Source organism: Asanoa sp. NPDC050611, from assembly GCF_040654855.1.
GTDB lineage: Bacteria > Actinomycetota > Actinomycetes > Mycobacteriales > Micromonosporaceae > Asanoa.
In genome coordinates, this window is sequence record NZ_JBFAIU010000001.1 from 60,848 (window position 1) to 80,031 (window position 19,184).

Consider the following 19,184-nt stretch of genomic DNA (forward strand, 5'->3'; position numbering starts at 1 on the left):
TCTACTTACCGCCCCAGTTGCCCGGGTAGCCGGGCAGGTCGCTGCAGCCGCACATCGCGTAGTGCAGCGGGGGCATGCTCGGGTCCACGTACTGGGCGAGGTTCGCGTCCGTGATCGTCGGCTGCGGCAGCTTCCACGGGTTCGGGACGGGCTCGCCCTTGAGGATCTTCAAGGCGGCGATCACGGGTGTACGCCACTGGTACGTCGGATAGGTCGGCGCGACCGCCGTCAGCTTGCGGTCCTGCCACATCCGCAGGAAGTCCTGCTGGTCCTCGCCGACGATGGCCGGGAACGGCTTACCGGCGTCCTCGAACGCCTCCGCGGCCGCGACGGCCGTGGCGCCCGCGTCCATCCAGATGCCGTCGATCGTGCCGTACCGCTGCAGGTAGTTGGACACGATGGTCTTCGTCTTCGCCGCGTCGCCGTCGGTGAACTCGACGCCCACGACCTTGAGCTGCGACTTGTCGAAGGCCACCTTGGCCGCTCCCCAGCGGGCCTCGAGCACGTCGACGCCCGGCAGGATGCGCAGCGCCAGCACGTTGCCGCCCGGCTTGACCTTCTCGGTCAGGAACTCGGCGCCGGCCGCGCCGAACGCGTACCCGCCGATGGGGTTGATGAACGTGACCGGGCACTTGGTGTTGACGCCGCGGTCGAAGACGATGACCGGCACCTTCGCGCACGCCTGCTCGACGGCCGGGGTCAGCGTCGCGGTCGTGTTGGGCGACACGATCAGCGCGTCACAGCCCTTGCCGAGCAGGTCGGTGATGTCGGAGATCTGCTTGTCGTCCTTGCTCTCCGCGTCGGTCACCTGGAACGTCTTGATCTCCGGGTGCAGCTTCACCTCGGCCTGCATGTTCTTGAAGCCGACCTGCCGCCAGGGGTTGCCGACGCCGGCGTTCGAGAAGCACAGGTTGTACGGTCCGGCCTTCTTGTATTTCGCGGTGTCCGCGTTCGTCGGGTTGAGCGCCTGCTCCCAGGGCTTGTCGCCCGGGCCGGTCGCGGTCGCCGTCCGCAGGGCCATCTCGTTGTCGTAGTCGGCCTGTACGAAGAACGACGACGTCTCACCGGTGCCGGCGCCGGCCTCCGCCGAGCCGCTCGCGCTGGGGTTGGCGGCCGGCACGTCGCTCGCACAGCCGGCGGCCAGGACCAGGGCCGTGCCAGCGACGACGGCCAGGGCGCTACCTGTTCTCTTTCGCAACTCTCCTCCTCAGGGGTCGGTGCGGTTCAGGTGCGTGCCCGTAGCCCGCCGATGGCCACGGCAGCGAGGATGATCAGGCCCTGCACCGCGGACGCCAGAGCGCCCGCGACGCCGAGCAGGTTGAGCAGGGTCAACAAGGCCTGCAGGGTGAGCGCGCCGAGCATCGCGCCGACGACCGAGCCGCGGCCGCCGCCGAGCACGACGCCGCCGAGCACGACCGCCGTGATCGCGGTGAACTCCAGCCCGACGCCGACCTGGAAGCTCACCCCGCCGAACCCGCCCAGCAGGACGGCGGCCACCGCCGCGCAGCAGCCGCTGATCACGAACGCGATCGTGCGGACGCCGGCGACGCGACCACCGGCGAGGCGGGCCGCGCGCGGGTTGTCGCCGACGGCGAGCAGCACCTTGCCGAAGTCCGAGCGCATCGCCAGGACCGCCAGCACGGCCAGGACCAGCAGGATCAGCACGGCGTACGGGATCTCGCCCAGCCAGGGCACGCCCTCGATGCCGCGCCGGCCGAACATCCGGAACTCCTCGGAGAGCGCGCCGCGCGGCGAGCCGCCCGTCCACGTGTAGACCGCGCCGACCAGGATCAGGTACATGCCGAGCGTGGTGATGAACGACGGCACCAGGAGCAGCGTGCTGACCAGGCCGTTGACCAGCCCGACCAGCAGGCCGAAGCCGAGCACCACGGCGATCACCGGCCAGGTCGCGGCCGGGTCACCGTCGATCAGGCGGGCCGCGATCACCACCTCGGCGGTGACGAGCGAGCCGACCGACAGGTCGAAGTCGCCGGCGACGATCACGAAGTACTGCCCCGCGGCGAGGATGACCAGCGGCGCGGCCCGCTTCAGGAACGCGAGCAGGGCCGGGGGGTCGTAGAAGTCGGGTTGCCGGATCGCGATCGCGACCAGCAGCAGCGCGAGGATCACCAGGACCGGCAGGATGCTGCCCGCACCCCACCGACCGCGGCGGGCCTGACCGAGGGCGGCGGGCCCGGAGGGTGCGACCGTCTGAGTCATCGCGCCGCCTTTCCGCGCAGGCGCAGCGCGTAGATCGCGACCGCCGCGACGATCACGACGCCGCGGACGACCTGCTTGAAGAACGGGTCGACGGCGAGCTGGTTGAAGATGCCGTCGATGACCGCGAGCAGCAGCACGCCGCCGACGGTGCCGGCCACGCCGCCCTTGCCACCGGCCAGCACGGTGCCGCCGAGCACCACGGCGGCGATCGACTCGAGGTCGTAGCCGCCCTCGGCGCCGACCCGGGGTGCGCCCGCGCCGAGGCGGCTGGCCAGGTAGAGCCCGGCGATGCCGGCACAGATCGAACAGATCACGTGGGTACGGATCAGCACCAGGTCGGTGCGGACGCCGGAGAGCCGGGCCACGTCGAGGTCGCCGCCCGTGGCGATCAGGTGGTGGCCGTACCGGCTGCGGTTGATCATCAGCCACGCCACCGCCGCGACGCCGACGAACAGCACGAACGCGACCGGGACCGGCCCGATGCGGTCGTAGCCGAGGTGCTGGAAGGAGACCGGCACCGCGCCGGCGGGGCCGGCGTACCCCTGCTCCAGATAGCCCTTGATCAGTAGCCCGACGCCGAGCGTCGCGATGAACGCGTTGATCCGCAGCTTGGTGATCAGCAGGCCGTTGACCAGGCCGATCGCGGCCGAGACGGCGAGCACGGCGAGGATGGCCGGCAGGACCCGGCCGTCGCTGCCGGCCATCGTCTCGGCGGCGATGAGCGAGGTGAGGCTGATGACGTAGGCGACCGAGAGGTCCAGCGAGCCGGCCAGGATGCAGAACGTCTGCCCGACCGCGACGATGCCGAGCCCGGCCGCCCGCTGCAGCAGGCTGACCGTGCTGTTCTGGCTGAACAGCGAGCCGCCGTCGGTGGCGACCAGGATGCCGCCGATCACCAGCGTCACGCCGAGGGCGAGCCAGACGCCGTTGGTGGAGTCGATCCGCGGCCGTCGCACCGCCAGGGTGCTCACGCCGGGACCTCGTGCGGTGTGCCGGTGGCCAGGCTCAGGACCGCCTCCTCGCTCGCGTCGCCGGGCAGTTCGCCGGCCAGCGCGCCGTCGCGCATGACGACGATGCGGTCGCTCATGCCGAGCAGCTCGGGCAGCTCCGACGAGATCATCAGGATCGCGGCGCCCTTGCCGGCCAGGTCGCGGATCAGCTCGTGGATGGCGGCCTTCGCGCCGACGTCGATGCCCCGGGTGGGCTCGTCGAAGAGCAGCACCCGCGGCGCCATCGCGAGCCAGCGGGCGAGCACCACCTTCTGCTGGTTGCCACCGGACAGGTAGCGGACCTCCTGGTCCGGCCCGGCCGCGTGCACCTCGACCGCCGCGAGCAGCGCGCGCACGCTGGTCGTGCGGGCGCCGCCGGCGAACCAGCGCGGCCTGGCCGCCCGGCTGGCCAGCAGCGCATTGTCGAGCACCGACTGGCTCAGCGCCAGCCCGTCGGCCTTGCGGTCCTCGGTCACGTACGCGATGCCGTCCCGGACCGCCTGCCGCGGCGACCGCGGCCGGACCGGCTTGCCGTCGAGGGTCATCCGGCCGGTGGTGAACGGCTCGACGCCGAACAGCGCGCGGGCCAGCGCGGAGCGCCCGGAGCCCTGCAGGCCACCGACGCCGAGCACCTCGCCGGCGCGCAGCTCGAGGTCGAGCGGCCGGAGCCGGTCGTTGCCGGCACCGGTCAGGGTGACCAGTGCCGGGCCGCTGTCGCCCGACTTGGGCGGGTAGTAGCTGGCCAGCTCCCGGCCGACCATGTGCCGGACCAGCGCCTCCGGCGTCGCGTCGGCCGTGTCCAGTGTGGTCACCCGGCGACCGTCCTTGAGCACGGTGATCCGGTCCGACAGGTCGAACACCTCGGCAAGCCGGTGCGAGACGTAGAGGATGCCGATGCCGCGGGCCTGCAACCGGCGGACCAGCGCGTAGAGCAGCTCGACCTCGTGGTCGGCCAACGCGGCGGTCGGCTCGTCCATGATCAGGATGCGGGCGTCGAGGGAGAGCGCCTTGACGATCTCGACGACCTGCTGCTGTGCGATGCCGAGCCGGCGCACCTTGTCGGTCGGGCGGACCGACTCGGCACCGACCGATGCGAGCAGCTCGGCCGTGCGCTCGCGCATCGCCCGGCGGTCGACCAGCCCTCTGCGCAGCGGTTCGCGGCCGAGGAACACGTTCTCGGCGACCGTGCGCTCGGGCAGCAGGTTGAACTCCTGGTGGATGATCCCGACGCCGGCGGCCTGGGCGTCGCGCGGGTTGTGCAGGACGACCGGCGCGCCGGCGATCCGCACTGTGCCCGCGTCGGGCTGGTACACGCCGGAAGCGATCTTCATCAGCGTGGACTTGCCGGCACCGTTCTCACCGACCACCGCGTGCACTTCGCCGGGATGTACGTCAATGTCCACATCGGACAAGACGGACACGCCGTAGAAGGACTTGCCGACGCCCCGCATCGTCAGGAGCGCGTCCGGTGGTTCAGGTGAATCCATGTGATCACCAAAACTTTCGCTTGCCAGGCTTGAGCTTTTGCTGAGCTGACCGAAAGCGCTGTTGGCGTCGCATCGTAAGCGGACGAACGGAGATCGATCAAGACCGTAAGCCGCCCGGCGCGATCACAGTTCGGCATTGACTGATCTGCCATTCCGAAAGCCTCCGCGTTGACGGGCCACCATGGACCGAGTCAAACTCATCTGCGTCGATGCGCTCTGGCGCCCGACCCCTGCGCGTCATCGGCGGACGCGTCGCACCGCAAGCCTCCTGCACGCCCGGGCAAGGCATTCCCGAAGGAGACCGCATGCGCCGCCGCAGACCTGCCCTCACCCTGCTCACGATCGCCACCACCCTGCTCGGCCTGGGCATCGTCCAGGCACCCGCGCAGGCCGCGCCCGCCTTCCGGGCCCTGGTGTTCAGCGAGACCGCCGGCTACCGGCACGACTCGATCGCCGCCGGCGTCACGATGTTCAACCAGCTCGCCGCGGCCAACAACTTCGAGGTGGTGTTCAGCGAGGACTCCACCGTGCTCAACGCCTCCAACCTGGACACGTTCGACGTGCTGGTGATGTTCCAGACGTCGGGCATGGTGTTCGACAACGACGCGCAGCGCAGCGCGGTGCAGAACTACCTGCGGGCCGGCAACGGCATCGTGGCGATCCACAACGCGACCGACATGGGCATCGACACCACGTTCCCGTGGTGGGACCAGACGATCAACGGTGGTGCCCACATGCCGTCGCACTCGCCCGGTTCGTTGCAGGGGTTCGCCCGGGTCGCCGACAAGGCGCACCCGTCGACCGCCGGGTTGCCGGACAACTGGCAACGCACCGAGGAGTGGTACAACTTCGACGTCAACGCGCGCGGCAACGTGCACGTGCTGGTGACGGCCGACGAGCGCACCTACAACCCGGGCTCCGACGCGATGGGCATCGACCACCCGATCTCCTGGTGCCGCGAGACCGAGGGCGGCAAGGTCTGGGCGACCGCGATGGGGCACGACATCGCGTCGTACAGCGAGACGAACTTCCGCAACCACGTGCTCGGCGGCGTCCGCTACGCGGCGGGCAACCTGCCCGGCGACTGTGGTGGCACGGTGTGGGGCAACTTCGAGAAGGTCAGCCTCGACTCCAACACGGTCGACCCGATGGCACTGGACATCGCGCCGGACGGGCGGGTCTTCTACGTGCAGCGGGCCGGCCAAATCAAGATCTTCAAGCCGGCGCAGCAGAGCACGGTGACCGCGGGCACGCTGTCCGTCTACACCGGAGGTGAGGACGGGCTGGTCGGGATGGCCCTGGATCCCAATTTCGCCAGCAACGGTTGGATCTATCTCTACTACTCGCCGTCCTCGTCGTCGACCGACGTCAACCGCCTGTCGCGCTTCACCGTCAGCGGTGACACGGTCAACCTGTCCAGCGAGGTCGTGCTGCTGTCGGTGCCGGCCTACCGCGACCGGACGTTCCCCGAGCCCGGGCACACCGGCGGCTACGTCGCGTTCGGCCCCAACGGCAACCTGTACCTGTCGACCGGTGACGACACCCCGCCGAACCTCGACCCGGCCTGGCAGGGCTACGCGCCGCTGGACTGGCGGCCCGGCAAGTCCAACTTGGACGCCGCGCGGAGTGCGGGCAACACCAACGACCTGCGCGGCAAGATCCTGCGGATCCACCCCGAGTCGAACGGGACGTACACGATCCCGAGCGGCAACCTGTTCGCGCCCGGCACCTCGCTGACCCGGCCCGAGATCTACGCGATGGGCTTCCGGAACCCATTCCGGTTCGAGGTCGACAAGCAGACCGGCTGGATCAACATGGCGGACTACGGGCCGGACCGCGGCCTGCCGACCACCAACCGCGGCCCCGAGGGCCTGGTCGAGCTCAACGTGATCAAGCAGGCGGGCAACTTCGGCTGGCCGTTCTGCCACGGCAACAACCAGGCGTACGCGCCGTACAACCCGGACACCGGCGTGGTCGGGTCGAAGTTCAACTGCAACGCGCCGGTCAACGACTCGCCCAACAACACCGGCCTGCGGACGCTGCCGGCCCTGGTGCAACCGCAGATCTGGTACGGGTACGGCGCCTCATCGAACTTCCCGGAGATGGGCGAGGGCGGTGCGGCGCCGATGGGCGGGCCGGTCTACCGCTACAACGCCGCCAGCACCTCGACGACGAAGTTCCCCGCGTACTACAACGGGGTGCACTTCTTCTACGAATGGGCCCGCAACTACGTCCAGGAGATCCATTTCGACTCGTCCGGTGGGTTGGTCAAGATCAATCCGTTCCTGCCCGGTGAGTTCTTCAACAAGCCGATGGCCATGCGGTTCGGGCCGGACGGGTCGCTCTACCTGCTGGAGTGGGGTGCCAACTTCGGCGGTGGCAACAACGACTCCGGGCTCTACCGGATCGACTACGTCAAGGGCGGCCGGGCTCCGGTGGCGGTGGCGACGGGCACGCCGACCAACGGGCTCTCGCCCCTGACCGTGCAGTTCTCCAGCGCGGGCACGCACGACCCCGACACGGGCGACACGATCAGCTACGCGTGGGACTTCGAGAGCAACGGCAGCACCGACTCGACGGCCGCCAACCCGTCGAAGACGTACACCTCGAACGGGAACTATGTGGCGAAGCTGACCGTCACCGACAACACGGGGCGGTCGTCGTTCGCCAACGTGCCCATCACGGTCGGCAACAACGCGCCGGTCGTGACGATCACCGGGCCGCCGAACGGCGGGATGCTCGACTTCGGGCAGAACGTCGCCTACTCGGTGTCGGTCACCGATGCCCAGGACGGCACGATCAACTGCCAGCAGGTGTTCACGAACCCGGCGCTCGGGCACGACGACCACGAGCACGGCACGACGGACCTGCCGGGCTGCTCGGGCACCGTCTCGACCGGCAACCTCGGCGGGCACCCGGACGGCGCGAACCTGTTCTACGTGCTCAACGCCCGTTATCAGGACAACGGCAACGGGTCGGTCGCGCGGTTGACCGGCTATGCCAAGGCGATCCTGCAGCCCAAGCACAAGCAGGCGGAGTACTACACGGCCCAGTCCGGCACGCGGATCGTCGCGCAGAGCGGCGCCGAGAGTGGCGGGCGGATCGGCGACATCAGCAACAACGACTGGATCATGTTCGACCCGATGAGCCTGCAGGGGATCAACTCGGTCAGCTACCGCGTCTCGTCACCGAGCGGCGGTGGCAGCATCGAACTGCGTGCGGACTCGCCGACCGGGACGCTGCTGGCCACGAACCCCGTCGCGGCAACCGGCGGCTGGGACACCTACGTGCAGCAGGCGGCGGTCTCCGTCGGGGCCCTGTCCGGGACGCACAAGCTCTACATGGTGTTCAAGACCAGCAGCGGCAACAACTTCGACGTGGACGCGTTCACCTTCGGTGGCAACGGTGTGGGCACGACCCCGTCCGGTGGCATCGCCGGCCGGACGTACACGCTGACCGCCCAGCACAGCAGCAAGCTGGCCGACGTCAACGGCGTCTCGACGGCCGACAACGCGGTCGTGCACCAGTGGACGGCCACGGGCGGCGCCAACCAGCGCTGGCAGGCGGTGGACGCCGGCAGTGGCAACGTCTACCTGAAGGCGGTCCACAGTGGTAAGTGCATGGCGCTGTCCGGCGGCTCGACGGCCGACGCGGCCGCGGTGGTGCAGCTGACCTGCACGTCCCAGGCGAACCAGGCCTGGACACCGGTGGCGACCGCGACGTCCGGCGTCTACCAGTTGCGGGCGGTGCACAGCGGCAAGTGCCTCGACGTCAACGGCGGCTCGACGGCCGACGGTGCGGCGCTGATCCAGTGGCCGTGCCACACCGCCACCAACCAGCAGTGGCGGTTGACCCAGCAGTGACAGGCGATCGGGGCCCCGGCTCGACCGGGGCCCCGATCCGAGGCTCAGTATGGGAAGCGGGACTCGCGGCGGCGTAGGCCCGGCGTGATGGGCATGTCGAGGCGGATGGGGTCCGCCGCGACCGGAGCGGCGAAGCCGGCCGCGGCCAGGCCGACCGGCTCCGGAGCGGACACCGTCGCGGACCCGTCGCCCGCGAACTCCTCGGTGGTCATGGCCTGCAGCGCCACCGTCGCCATGACGGTCATCGTCACGGCGGAGATCACCGCGACGGAGACGATCAGGACCATCGGCCGTACGCCGGTGACCGCGGCCAGGCCGACCTCGTCGCGCTCGACACCGACCGCGGCCATCGCCGTGTAGTGCATGCCGCAGACGCCCGTGGCCATCACGACGGACGCGCCGGCGATCTTCCGCCGCCCGTTGACGGTGACGCTGAACCAGAGGGCGGCGGTTGCCGCGACCACCGCGATCAGCGCGGACGCCGCCACGAGGCGCGGCTGGAAGGTGATCTCGCCGGCCACGTTGACCCCGGCCATCCCGGTGTAGTGCATGCCGAGCAGGCCGGCGCCGGTGACCCCGCCGGCCCGCAGGATCTGTGCGGTGGTCGGATCGCGGTACCCGACGAGGAAGAGCCCGACGCCGACGGCGCCGAGCGAGAGCGCGAGGCTGACCGCGGTCAGTCCGGGGCTGTAGCGGACCGGGCTGTCCTCGACGTCGAAGCCGAGCATCGCGGTGAGGTGCGCGAGCCAGATGCCGGCACCACCGATCGCGACGGTCGCGATGGTCAGCCACTTCACCCGGGGTGCCCCGGGGCGCACCTGTCGCGCGCGGGCGGTGCAGTACAGACCCACGAGCGCGCCGACGATCGAGACGGCGTACGCGAAGACCGGATTCAACCAGCCGTTGGTGAAATGGTGCACCGTTGCCATGCGGGAAGTGAGCCAGGTGGTTAACGTGGACTGTCGCACATCTCGTCCGTCACTCACCCGATCGAGGTGGCTTGCGTTAAATGTCCTTTTGGCCCGTTGACCGGTTCAAGATTCCCCGCTTACGGTCGCTCGCCGTGAGACGACGCATTCGACGGCACCGCTGGCCGATCGCGGTGGTGGCGGCCACTGCCGCGGCGATCGCCCTGGTCGGCACGATCTCGGCCCACGCCGACCGCGCACCGGGCGGCGCGGCGGGCCGCACCGGCACGGGTTGGAGCGACACCGAGGGCGGCTGGTCGGAGCCCGCCGCGCCGCCGTCGGAGTTGTCGGCGACCGCCCGCCCGACGCCGCCCGCGGCGCCGGACCGGTTCGTGACGCTGCCGCCGGGCGCGACGCTGCCGTCGGGCGCGCAGTGCGCGACGTGGGTGCGGTCCCGGCCGTCGGCGGAGAACAAGGGCATGAACCTGATGGCCAACTCGACGACGGGCCACCGGATAGGCGCGGACATCTTCGACGACGACCGCGCGGACGCCCAGATCGCACCCCGCGTCGACGGCGCGTTCACCGGGTCCACAAGGGACATCCTGCGCTGGGCCGCGTGCAAGTGGGGCGTCGACGAATCCCTCGTGTTCGCCCAGGCGGCGGTCGAGAGCTGGTGGCGCCAGACGGTGTTCGGCGACTACGGCACCGACGCACGGCGCTGCGCGCCCGGGCACGGCCTGGGCGTCGACGGCCGGCCGGGGGAGTGCCCGGAGAGCTTCGGGATCCTGCAGGACCGGCACCCGTACCAGAAGTCGGCGTGGCCGGGCGTGGCCCGCTCGACGGCCATGAACGTGGACCTGGCGTACTCGATCTGGAGGGGTTGCTTCGAGGGCTACGAGGGCTGGCTGAACGAAGAGGACCGCGGCGAGCCCTATCGCGCGGGCGACCAGTGGGGTTGCGTCGGTCGCTGGTTCAGCGGGCGCTGGCGGACACCGGACAGCGAGGACTACATCGCCAAGGTCCAGGACTACCTGAACCGCCGCATCTGGGAAGACCGCGACTTCCAACAACCGTGATCAAACCCGCCCCGCGCCGGGGGCTGGGTTTTCGCAGGCTTTGCTCTGCATCCATATACGCACCGCAGGTCAGACGGGGTGGTGCGTATTTGGATGCAGAGCAAAGCGGGCCGGAGGTCGGACGGGGTGATGCGTATTTGGATGCAGAGCAAAGCGGGCCGCGCGACGATCTGGCTGGCCGGTCGCGGTGGCGTGGCGCGGGCTAGCGCAGGGCGGCCGCGGTCAGGGCGGCGAATGACTCGGCGGCCGCGCTGTCCGGGCGGCGGTCCGACCAGTTCATGTGGCCCAGGAAGGCGTGCTGGAAGCAGGCGCCGATCAGGAGGGCCGCGGCCGCGTAGAGGTCGGCGTCCGGGCGGATCGCGCCCTGTTTCTGCTGGTGGCGCAGGTAGTCGACGACCGCCTCGTTGACGCGGTGCGGGCCCGCGCCCACCTCGTGCAGGCCCGCCGTGTGTGCCGCCAGGATCGACGGGTCCGAGAAGATCGACGCCAGCATCGGGAAGCTCGTCGTGTAGAACTCGATCGCGGCCGAGGCGATGGCGGTCAGGCCTGAGGTCAGGTCCGAACCCGCGTTGCCCAGCGCCCGCGACAGGTGGGCGAAGCCCGGCGTGCGTTCGCGCAGGACCGCCACCAGCAACTCGACCTTGCCGGTGAAGTGCTTGTAGAGCGTCGCCTCCGAGTAGCCCGCCGCCTTCGCGATCTCGCGGGTCGTGGCGTTGGCCATGCCGCGCGTGCGGATGACCTCCGCGGCCGCGTCGAGGATTCGGTCCCTGGTTCCCACTCCGGCGCTCCCCTTGACAGGTTAGTAAGCACTCACCATCCTAGAGGTGAGTGAGCGTTTACTAACCACGGGAGGCACTCATCATGAAGATCACCGTTCTCGGCGCTACCGGTGGCACCGGGCGACACGTCGTGCGGCGGGCGCTGGATGCCGGGCACCACGTCACCGCCGTGGTGCGCGATCCGGGCCGGCTGCCGTTCGATGCCGATCCCAGGCTCGAGGTGGTCATCGCCGACGCGTTCGATCCCGAGTCGATCAGCGCCGCCGTCACCGGTCGGGACGCGGTCGTCGACACGCTCGGGCCGCGGCCCAAGGCGCCGGCGACCGTCTGCTCGCGCGGTGCGGCCGCCGCCGTCGCCGCGCTCGCGGCCAACAACCCGACCGCGCGGCTGCTGGTGGTCACCGGGAGTGGGCACGTGCGCGACGACGGCGACGGGCCGTTCACCCGCTACCTGTTCAAGCCGCTGATCGGCAGCACGTTCCTCAAGCAGCAGTTCGGCGACTTCGCGCGGACCGAGCGGCTCGTGTTCGACAGCGAGCTGCGCTGGACCGTGCTGCGGCCGCCGCAGCTCACCGACGGGGCGCGCAAGCAATACCGGACCGCGCTCGACCGCAACGTGCGCGGTGGGCTCCGGTTGTCACGGGCCGACCTGGCCGACGCCATCATGGTAGCGCTGGGCGACCCGAACACCGTCGGGCATGTCATCGGGCTCGGTTACTGACTCACCCGTACGTGTCGCGGTAGTAGTGCGCCAGCCGGTCCCGGTAGTCGGACGCGTCCGCGTACTCCGGCGCGTTCCTGATCTGCTCCTTCGTGCGGTCGACGTGCACCGTGCGGGCCTGGTGGTCGACCCGCTCGACCACCCCGGCGGGCAGCAGCACGACCCGGCCGAAGATCCATGGGCCGGTGTCGACCACGAGGTCGGTGTCGCCGGCCTTCTCCACCTTCCCGATCTCGCCGTCCACCGCCTGCACGGCGTAGCCGGTCAGGTCCAGGGAGAAGCCGGGGCCGCCGCCCTCAGGGGTGGCGGCCACCGTGCGGCGCCGGTCGCGGTCCCGGTCGGGGTCGTCCGGGCCGCGGTCCGGCGTGGTCTCGTCGTGGCCGCCCCCGAGAGCCGGCGGGCGCCACGACCACGCGTTGAAGACGAATGACTCCACGCTCCAGGGTTACCCCGGATCACCAGGCCAGAACCCCGTTCTGGTCGCCCTCCCGGGTGATCAGGTGGCCCCAGAGCAACCCCGACGGCCCGTCCGCGGGCAACGTCGCCAGGTGGGTGCAGACCGCCGCGGCCTGTTCGGGCGTACGGAAGCCGTGGTGGCTGTTGAAGTCCGTCGCGGTGTAGCCCGGGTTCGCCGCGTTGACCTTGATGGGAGTGTCCCGCAGTTCCTTGGCGTACATCGCAGTGATCATGTTCAGGGCGGCTTTCGAGGCCGGGTACGGCACCGAGGTCAGCGCGAACAGCGGGCTCGCCGGGTCGGTCATCGAGGCGATCGAGCCGACCTCGCTGGACACGTTGACGATCCGGGCGGCCGGTGCCCGGCGCAGCAGCGGCAGGACGGCGTTGGTGACCGTGACAACGCCGTACACGTTGGTCTCGAAGACTTCCCGGATCGTCCCGATCCGCGTCGCGCTCGGCTCGGCGGTGCCGTCGGCGCGGACGATGCCGGCGTTGTTGACCAGCACGTCGAGCCGGCCGAACTCCGCCTCGACCAGCTCGGCGGCGGCCTGCACCGTCGCCGCGTCGGTCACGTCGAGCCGGACGAACCGGGCGTCCAGCCCTTCGGCGGTCAGTTCCTTCTCCGCGGCCCGGCCGCGGCCCTCGTCACGGGCGCCGAGCAGCACGGTCATGCCCCGCTCGCCCAGGGCACGCGCCGTCGCGTACCCGATGCCCTTGTTTGCACCGGTGATCAATGCGATCTGTGTCATGCCGTCGAGCCTGGCCGCCGGACCGCCCCGCGCGGCAGGACCGGTGTTGCCTGGTACCGGCCGTACCACCCGCGGACCGGCCGGGTGCGGCACGCTGGAGGGGTGAACCGATCCGAGCTCGCCGCGTTCCTGCGCACCCGCCGCGAGCGGCTGCGCCCCGTCGACGTCGGGCTGCCCGGCGGCGGTGGCACCGGCCCGCGGCGCACGCCCGGGCTGCGCCGGCAGGAGGTCGCGGAGCTGGCGGGCATGTCGATCGACTACTACATCCGGTTGGAGCAGGCCCGCGGACCGCAGCCATCGCGGCAGGTGCTCTCGGCGCTCGCCCGGGCGCTGCTGCTGACGATCGACGAACGGGAGTACCTGTTCCGGATCGCCGGCGAGACGCCGCCGGTGGTGGTCGGTCCGAGCCGTGAGCTGCTGCCGGCTGTCCGCTACCTGCTCGACACCATGCCACTGACACCGGCGTACGTGGTCGACGCGAAGTACGACCTGCTCGCCTGGAACACGCTGGCGACCCGGTTCATCGGCGACCAGTCGGCGACGCCGCCGGAGGACCGCAACATGATCCGCTGGATGTTCCGGCAGCCGGCCGACGACCTGCACTGGCGTGACGAGGACGCGGTGGCCTTCACGGCGGCGTCGGTGGCGGACCTGCGCGCGGCGTACGCCCGCTATCCCGGCGACCCGGGCATCGAGACGCTGGTCACCGAGCTGCTCGGGCTGTCGCCGCGGTTCGCGGAGATGTGGCGCAGCCACGACGTCGCCGTCCGGCGCGGTGTGCGCAAGCGGGTCGAACACCCGGACGCGGGCGTGCTCGAGTTCGAGTGCCAGGTCCTGCACATCAGCGACAGCGACCAACGAATGATCGTCTACTGCGCGGAACCGGGCTCACCCACGGAAGCCGCCTTCCGCCGCCTGGCCGCCCGGCCCGCGCTGCGTGCCTGACCGCCGCCTACAGCCCGAGCAGCCGGCGTCGTGTAGTCGCAGACGTCGCCGCGGTCAGTACCAATGATGGGCGTCGACGACCGGCGGGTCACTCGGCGGGAGTGGTGGCACCCCAGTCTTCGGGCTTGGTGTCCCGGATGTGCTGGCTGAACATCCAGCGGTGGCCCTCGAGGTCCTCGACGCGGTAGCTGCGCACGCCGTACGGCTGGTCCGTGGGTTCGCTGAGCAGCAGGGCACCGGCGGCCTCGGCGCGGCGGGCGTGTGCGTCCACGTCGTCCACGTAGACCATGACGCCGTTGACGACCCAGGGCTGCTCCGTCCAGCGCATCGCCGTCGTGCAGTGTTCGCGGTGGTGTTTCGGGCTCTCGTAGCCGATGCCCGCCGGCGTGGCCAGCGCGATCACCGCGTCGCCGAGGGCCAGTTCGGCGTGGCCGATCGAGCCGTCGTCCGCGGTCAGCCGCATCCGCTCGGTGAAGCCGAACGCCGTGCGCAGGAAGTTGATAGCCGCCACGCCGTCCTCGTAAGCGAGCATCGGCATGATCGCCGCCGGGTAGTCGGCAGGTCGGGTGTTCCGCTCGGTGGTCATGCGAACGACCGTATCGACGGCGCCGGCCACCCGCTTGGACAAATGGGAAGCCGCGCAACCACCGACCGACCCGCGCGTTAGCCGATTCGTGGGAGTGGCCGGCACGCTGATCGCGCGCCTGGTCGAGATGATTCTCGCGGTCGGCGGCCTGCTGTTCACCATCGCGGGCAGCGAGAGCGAACCCGTCGTCGTGCTGTTCCTGCTGTTCTGGGGCCTGCTCGCGTTCGCCTACCTGTTGGTCGGCACGCTCTGGATCCGCCGGGAGCGGCTGGCCGACCCGCACGTGCCGCCGCCGCCGATCACCGGGGTCAACGCGCGGCTGATGGGTCGCCGGTTCAGCTTCTTCTTCACCGCCGCGGCCAGCATCACCGGGCTCGGCGCTTCGCTCGACGTGCTCGCGGTCGACGAGAACAGCGACTTCAGCGGTCTCGTGCAGGGGCTCGGCGCCTTCGTGACGTTCTGCGCGTGGCTGCTGCTGCAGGTCGGGTACGCCCGCTTCTACATGCAGTGGTCCGGCTGGCGCTTCCCGAAGTGCCCGTACCCCCGGCTGATCGACTTTCTGTACTTCGCGGTGACGGTCGGCGTCTCGTTCGCGGCGTCCGACGTGGAGGTGCAGGGGCGGACCGTGCGCTACCACGTGATGGTGCACAGCGTGATCAGCTTCTTCTACAACGCCATCGTGCTGGCCATCGCGGTCAACATCATCACCGGCTAGCCGACCCTGTCCTCCGTTCAGGGGATTCCATTCGGGCTTTTCGGGTGTGTTCCGGCATATCGAGTATTAGACGAGTATGACTGTTCAGTGACGTCAGAACCCCCCGAGACGCCCGAACCTGTCCCCGCGCCGGGAAAGCCCTGCGCACGCGTGGTCGGCGGCTGTTACGAGTTGATCGAGCGGATCGGCGCCGGCGCCGGCGGCACCGTGTGGCGGGCTCGCAGCCAGGCCAGCGGCGAGCAGGTCGCGATCAAGCTGCTCCATCCGGAGCTCGTGCTGCAACCCAAGGCCGTGACGCGGTTCGTGCAGGAACGCGCGATCCTCGCCGCCCTGGAGCACGAGCACATCGTGACCGTCCGCGAGCTGCTCACCATCGGAGACTCGCTCGGCCTGGTGATGGAGCTCGTGCCCGGCGGCAGCATGCGGACGGTGCTCCGCGACCGCGGCCCGCTGACGCCCGCCGAGGCCGCGACGGTCATGGCCGCGGTCGCCGACGGCCTCGCGCACGCGCACCGGCTCGGTGTCGTGCACCGCGACCTCAAGCCCGACAACATCCTGGTCGGCGCCCCGGACGCGCTGCACCGCGAGCCGCGGGTGAGGCTGACCGACTTCGGTATCTCCCGCGTGGTGGACGCGCCCCAGCTGACCACCACCGGGGCGCTGCTCGGAACGCCCAACTACCTGTCGCCGGAGGTCATCAGCGGCGCCCGGCCGTCACCGAACTCCGACGTGTACGCGTTCGGCATGGTGCTCTACGAACTACTCACCGGCCGGCCTCCGTACGCCGGGCACACACCGAAATCGGTGTTCCGCCGGCACGTGGAGACCCGGCCGCGCCGCAACCCCGGCATCCCGGACGTGCTCTGGCGGCTGATCGGGTCCTGTGTGGACAGCAACCCGAGGCGCCGGCCCGAGGCGGCGGTGCTCGGCGACGCCCTGCGCATGGCGGCGGTGCGGCTGGGCGCGGCGCCCGCGCTGCCCCGGCGCCCCCGGCTGCCGACGCAGACGATGCACACCACCCGGCCGCGGATCCCGACCCAGCGCCGCCGCGTGCCGGCCTGGCACGCGATCACCACCGTGGTCACCTCGTTCGTGCTCATCGCCGTCGCGCTGGTGGCCTTCGAGTGGCCGGGCCCGGGCAACAGCGGCGAGGCCGAAGCGAACCGGCCGTCGTCGTCACCCTCGCCGTCGGCCAGGGGCAAGAACTCCAAGTCGGGCCGTGGCGGCGGTCCGGCGCAGACCGCGGCCGCCGGGTTGGCCGCCAATCGCATCGCCAAGCCCGCGCCGGCCCGGAAGGACCCGCCGGAGCAGCGGGAGGGGAAGGTCGCACCCCGGCCGACGGCGTACGGGCAGTCGCGGTGCACCGGATTCCAGTGGAAGTTCCTCCAGCCGGCGTTCTCCAACACCTGCTTCGCGACCGGCCCGGGCGTCCGGGCGTCCGGGGCGCTGCGCTCGAAGCGGGTGATCGCCGACATCACGCTGACGCTCAAGGACACCGCCGGCAACCAGGTCGGCAAGCCGCACACCTGCAGGGGCCTGCGGTTCGCCGCGGAGATGTCCGAGCGGACCTGTGGACCGGCCGAGTTCAGCCCGCCGCGCGGCAAGCGGTACGTCCTGGTGCAGAGCTGGCGGGTCTACGACGACGACGGCACCACGATCCCTGGCGAGGCGAAGAGCGCGGAGTTCGCCTACTGACCGCCGCTCGTGGCCAGGTCCCGCTGGGCCAGCCACCGGGTGTACTCGACGCGGTCCAGCGGGTTGCCGTCGGTGCGGTCCCGGCGCGGTGGGCGGCCCGCGACCGGGCGGTCGCCCGCCGGGGCGGACGTCCAGAGGCCTTCGCCGTTGGTCAGGTCGGGCAGGCGGCGCTGGGCGTCGGCGACCGCGCGGGCCGGGATCGAGCCGGTGATCCGCCACGTGTCGCCGACCGGTGCCGTCTCGTCGACGCGGCCGCCGAGGTGGGCCAAGCCACCCGTGACCGGGCCCAGGGCCGCGGCCGGGACGTCCGCCTCGAAGCGGTGGCACGGCTCGAAGACCCGGGTCCCGGCCGCGGCGAGGGCCCGCAGCAGGACGTGGGGGGTCAGGTCGCGGAAGTCGCCGGCCACCGTGATCGGTGACCAGTAGCCGCTGTGGGTCAGCGTGACCCGGACGTCCGTGACCGGCCAGCCGTAGAGGCCCTGTTCCAGGGCGCGGACGACCGAATCCTCGATCGCCTTGTGGTACGCCAGCGGCAGGGATCCCAGCTCGACGGCCAGGTCGTACTCGATGCCCCGGCCGGGCTCGACGCGCAGGCCGACCGTGCCGAAGAAGCCGTTGCCGATCACCTCCAGGGCGCTGCCGACGCCGGTCGGGCGTTCGAGGTGGACCAGTTGGGTCGGGGTGAACTCGACCGCGATGCCGTACGACCCGGCCAGCGTCGCCGCGATCACCTCCTTCTGCACCTCGCCGTAGAGCAGGACGGCCGTCTCGCCGGCCGCCGTCACCCGCGTGTGGATCAGCGGGTCCTCGTCGGTCATCCGGAGCAGGGCGGTGTGCAGGTCGGCCGCCGGGCCGCCGTCGCGGCGCCGGACCACCGTCTCCAGGCCCGGCCGTGGGAAGTGGGCGCCGGTGTCGAGGCCGGCGGCCGAGCCGATCTGATCGCCGATCCGCACTCCGGCGAGCCCGCTCAGCGCGGCGATGTAGCCGGCGGTCAGCGCCGGTGCCTGCGGGTCGCCGATCACCGTGACGCCGGTGAGCTGGGCGCGGTGCGTCTCGACCCGGCCGTCGGCGGTGCGGCGGAACACCGGCACCCGTTGGCGGGCGGCCAACGATCCGCCGTACGAGCGGGCGTACGCGACCTTCGCCCCGCCCGGGCCGCGGGTGATCGCGAAGACCCGCGCCCGGGGTGCGGGCTCGGCGGGCGGCGCCGGCGGCAGCAGGTCGGCGATCGCGTCGAGGAGTTCCGGGACGCCGCTGCCGGAGAGGGCCGAGCCGAACAGCAGCGGATGCACGTGCCCGGCTGCGGTCTGGGCGCGCAGCGCGGCCCGCAGGGTGGCCGGCGGTGGCGGGCGGTCCTCGACGTAGGCGGCCAGCAGCGCGTCGTCGTGCTCGGCGAGCACGGGGAGCCAGTCGTCGCTCGCCTCGTACGCCGTGAAGCTTGCGGCCGCCGTGCCGATCGCGCGGGCCCTGCCCAGCGGCGCGATCGCCGGGGTGAGCAGCCGGCGGATGTCGGCCAGGAGGGCGGTGTCACGGGCGCCGACGCGGTCGATCTTGTTGACGAAGAGCAGCGTGGGCAGGCGCATCGCCCGGCAGGTGCGCATGAGCAACCGCGTGTGCGGCTGCACGCCCTCGACCGCGGAGAGCACGAGGACCGCGCCGTCGAGCACGCCGAGGGCCCGCTCGACCTCGGCCATGAAGTCGCGGTGCCCTGGTGTGTCGATGAGGTTGACCTGCCGGTCGCCGACGCGGAGGGCGGTCACGGCGGAGCGGATCGTGATGCCGCGCCGGCGCTCGATCTCGCCGGTATCGGTCTGTGTGGTGCCGGAGTCGACACTGCCGAGCCGGTCGATGACCCCGGTGTCGAACAGCAGGCGCTCGGTCAGGCTGGTCTTACCGGCGTCGACGTGCGCCAGAATCCCGATGTTGACGGTGTGCATAGGCGGAGGCGTCCTCGAAAACTCGCGCGGATGGGCGGAAGTCTTCGATGCCTCG

The 19,184-nt window shown here is 71.1% G+C and carries 16 protein-coding genes; 6 read left to right on the forward strand and 10 right to left on the reverse strand.

Annotation, left to right across the window (positions count from 1 at the left end):
* Nucleotide 1 precedes the first annotated feature (1 nt).
* Genes AB0H87_RS00305 through AB0H87_RS00320 form a run of 4 tightly spaced genes read right to left on the reverse strand, consistent with a single transcriptional unit; the run spans nucleotide 2 to nucleotide 4,696 of the window.
* Nucleotides 2–1,198 carry a substrate-binding domain-containing protein gene (locus AB0H87_RS00305; protein ID WP_360137068.1) on the reverse strand — a complete coding sequence of 399 codons (1,197 nt, stop codon included), beginning with the start codon at nucleotides 1,196–1,198 and terminating at the stop codon, nucleotides 2–4.
* A 26-nt stretch (nucleotides 1,199–1,224) separates the two neighbouring features.
* Nucleotides 1,225–2,220 (reverse strand): ABC transporter permease, encoded by a 996-nt coding sequence (locus AB0H87_RS00310; protein ID WP_360137071.1) that lies wholly within the window; start codon nucleotides 2,218–2,220, stop codon nucleotides 1,225–1,227.
* On the reverse strand, nucleotides 2,217–3,191 hold the full coding sequence (locus tag AB0H87_RS00315) for an ABC transporter permease (protein WP_360137074.1): 975 nt from the start codon (nucleotides 3,189–3,191) through the stop codon (nucleotides 2,217–2,219). Before AB0H87_RS00315 ends, AB0H87_RS00310 begins: the two co-directional genes overlap by 4 nt.
* Nucleotides 3,188–4,696 (reverse strand): sugar ABC transporter ATP-binding protein, encoded by a 1,509-nt coding sequence (locus AB0H87_RS00320; RefSeq protein ID WP_360137077.1) that lies wholly within the window; start codon nucleotides 4,694–4,696, stop codon nucleotides 3,188–3,190. The genes AB0H87_RS00315 and AB0H87_RS00320 overlap by 4 nt, the downstream gene beginning before the upstream one ends.
* A 305-nt stretch (nucleotides 4,697–5,001) precedes the next feature.
* Between AB0H87_RS00320 and AB0H87_RS00325 the strand changes: the two genes are divergently transcribed.
* Entirely contained in the window at nucleotides 5,002–8,559 is a 3,558-nt protein-coding gene (locus tag AB0H87_RS00325; RefSeq protein WP_360137080.1) for a ThuA domain-containing protein, read from the forward strand.
* A gap of 44 nt (nucleotides 8,560–8,603) precedes the next feature.
* Here AB0H87_RS00325 and AB0H87_RS00330 read toward each other — a convergent pair whose 3' ends face one another.
* Nucleotides 8,604–9,488, reverse strand: a complete 885-nt coding sequence (locus AB0H87_RS00330; RefSeq protein WP_360137083.1) for an MHYT domain-containing protein — start codon at nucleotides 9,486–9,488, stop codon at nucleotides 8,604–8,606.
* Nucleotides 9,489–9,622: 134 nt separating this feature from the next.
* Between AB0H87_RS00330 and AB0H87_RS00335 the strand changes: the two genes are divergently transcribed.
* Nucleotides 9,623–10,546: a hypothetical protein gene (locus AB0H87_RS00335; protein WP_360137086.1), complete on the forward strand. Its 924-nt coding sequence runs from the start codon at nucleotides 9,623–9,625 to the stop codon at nucleotides 10,544–10,546.
* A gap of 202 nt (nucleotides 10,547–10,748) precedes the next feature.
* On the opposite strand, the gene AB0H87_RS00340 is transcribed toward AB0H87_RS00335, so the two are convergent.
* Nucleotides 10,749–11,324 (reverse strand): helix-turn-helix domain-containing protein, encoded by a 576-nt coding sequence (locus tag AB0H87_RS00340; protein WP_360137089.1) that lies wholly within the window; start codon nucleotides 11,322–11,324, stop codon nucleotides 10,749–10,751.
* Between the two features lie 83 nt (nucleotides 11,325–11,407).
* Between AB0H87_RS00340 and AB0H87_RS00345 the strand changes: the two genes are divergently transcribed.
* Nucleotides 11,408–12,046: an NAD(P)H-binding protein gene (locus tag AB0H87_RS00345; RefSeq protein ID WP_360137092.1), complete on the forward strand. Its 639-nt coding sequence runs from the start codon at nucleotides 11,408–11,410 to the stop codon at nucleotides 12,044–12,046.
* A gap of 1 nt (nucleotide 12,047) precedes the next feature.
* Here AB0H87_RS00345 and AB0H87_RS00350 read toward each other — a convergent pair whose 3' ends face one another.
* Nucleotides 12,048–12,482, reverse strand: coding sequence for a PRC-barrel domain-containing protein (locus AB0H87_RS00350; RefSeq protein WP_360137095.1), 435 nt, complete (start codon nucleotides 12,480–12,482; stop codon nucleotides 12,048–12,050).
* A 19-nt stretch (nucleotides 12,483–12,501) separates the two neighbouring features.
* Nucleotides 12,502–13,251 (reverse strand): SDR family oxidoreductase, encoded by a 750-nt coding sequence (locus tag AB0H87_RS00355; protein WP_360137098.1) that lies wholly within the window; start codon nucleotides 13,249–13,251, stop codon nucleotides 12,502–12,504.
* 102 nt (nucleotides 13,252–13,353) lie between these two features.
* Between AB0H87_RS00355 and AB0H87_RS00360 the strand changes: the two genes are divergently transcribed.
* On the forward strand, nucleotides 13,354–14,196 hold the full coding sequence (locus tag AB0H87_RS00360; protein WP_360137101.1) for a helix-turn-helix transcriptional regulator: 843 nt from the start codon (nucleotides 13,354–13,356) through the stop codon (nucleotides 14,194–14,196).
* A gap of 88 nt (nucleotides 14,197–14,284) precedes the next feature.
* Here AB0H87_RS00360 and AB0H87_RS00365 read toward each other — a convergent pair whose 3' ends face one another.
* Nucleotides 14,285–14,782, reverse strand: coding sequence for a VOC family protein (locus tag AB0H87_RS00365; protein ID WP_360137104.1), 498 nt, complete (start codon nucleotides 14,780–14,782; stop codon nucleotides 14,285–14,287).
* Nucleotides 14,783–14,876: 94 nt separating this feature from the next.
* On the opposite strand from AB0H87_RS00365, the gene AB0H87_RS00370 reads away from it, so the two are divergent.
* On the forward strand, nucleotides 14,877–15,497 hold the full coding sequence (locus AB0H87_RS00370; protein WP_360137107.1) for a DUF1345 domain-containing protein: 621 nt from the start codon (nucleotides 14,877–14,879) through the stop codon (nucleotides 15,495–15,497).
* Between the two features lie 87 nt (nucleotides 15,498–15,584).
* Complete coding sequence (locus AB0H87_RS00375; protein WP_360137110.1) at nucleotides 15,585–17,192, forward strand: serine/threonine-protein kinase; 1,608 nt, start codon at nucleotides 15,585–15,587, stop codon at nucleotides 17,190–17,192.
* Here the strand turns inward: AB0H87_RS00375 and AB0H87_RS00380 are convergent.
* Nucleotides 17,186–19,129 (reverse strand): translation factor GTPase family protein, encoded by a 1,944-nt coding sequence (locus tag AB0H87_RS00380; protein WP_360137113.1) that lies wholly within the window; start codon nucleotides 19,127–19,129, stop codon nucleotides 17,186–17,188. The two genes, AB0H87_RS00375 and AB0H87_RS00380, sit on opposite strands and share 7 nt — an antisense overlap.
* Nucleotides 19,130–19,184 lie beyond the last annotated feature (55 nt).

What these genes read in the sequence shown, in the direction of transcription:
- AB0H87_RS00345 (WP_360137092.1), top strand. Translation starts at nt 11,408, where the DNA reads ATGAAGATCACCGTTCTCGGCGCTACCGGTGGCACCGGGCGACACGTC.
- AB0H87_RS00355 (WP_360137098.1), bottom strand. Translation starts at nt 13,251, where the DNA reads ATGACACAGATCGCATTGATCACCGGTGCAAACAAGGGCATCGGGTAC.
- AB0H87_RS00310 (WP_360137071.1), bottom strand. Translation starts at nt 2,220, where the DNA reads ATGACTCAGACGGTCGCACCCTCCGGGCCCGCCGCCCTCGGTCAGGCC.
- AB0H87_RS00320 (WP_360137077.1), bottom strand. Translation starts at nt 4,696, where the DNA reads ATGGATTCACCTGAACCACCGGACGCGCTCCTGACGATGCGGGGCGTC.
- AB0H87_RS00380 (WP_360137113.1), bottom strand. Translation starts at nt 19,129, where the DNA reads ATGCACACCGTCAACATCGGGATTCTGGCGCACGTCGACGCCGGTAAG.
- AB0H87_RS00330 (WP_360137083.1), bottom strand. Translation starts at nt 9,488, where the DNA reads ATGGCAACGGTGCACCATTTCACCAACGGCTGGTTGAATCCGGTCTTC.
- AB0H87_RS00325 (WP_360137080.1), top strand. Translation starts at nt 5,002, where the DNA reads ATGCGCCGCCGCAGACCTGCCCTCACCCTGCTCACGATCGCCACCACC.
- AB0H87_RS00365 (WP_360137104.1), bottom strand. Translation starts at nt 14,782, where the DNA reads ATGACCACCGAGCGGAACACCCGACCTGCCGACTACCCGGCGGCGATC.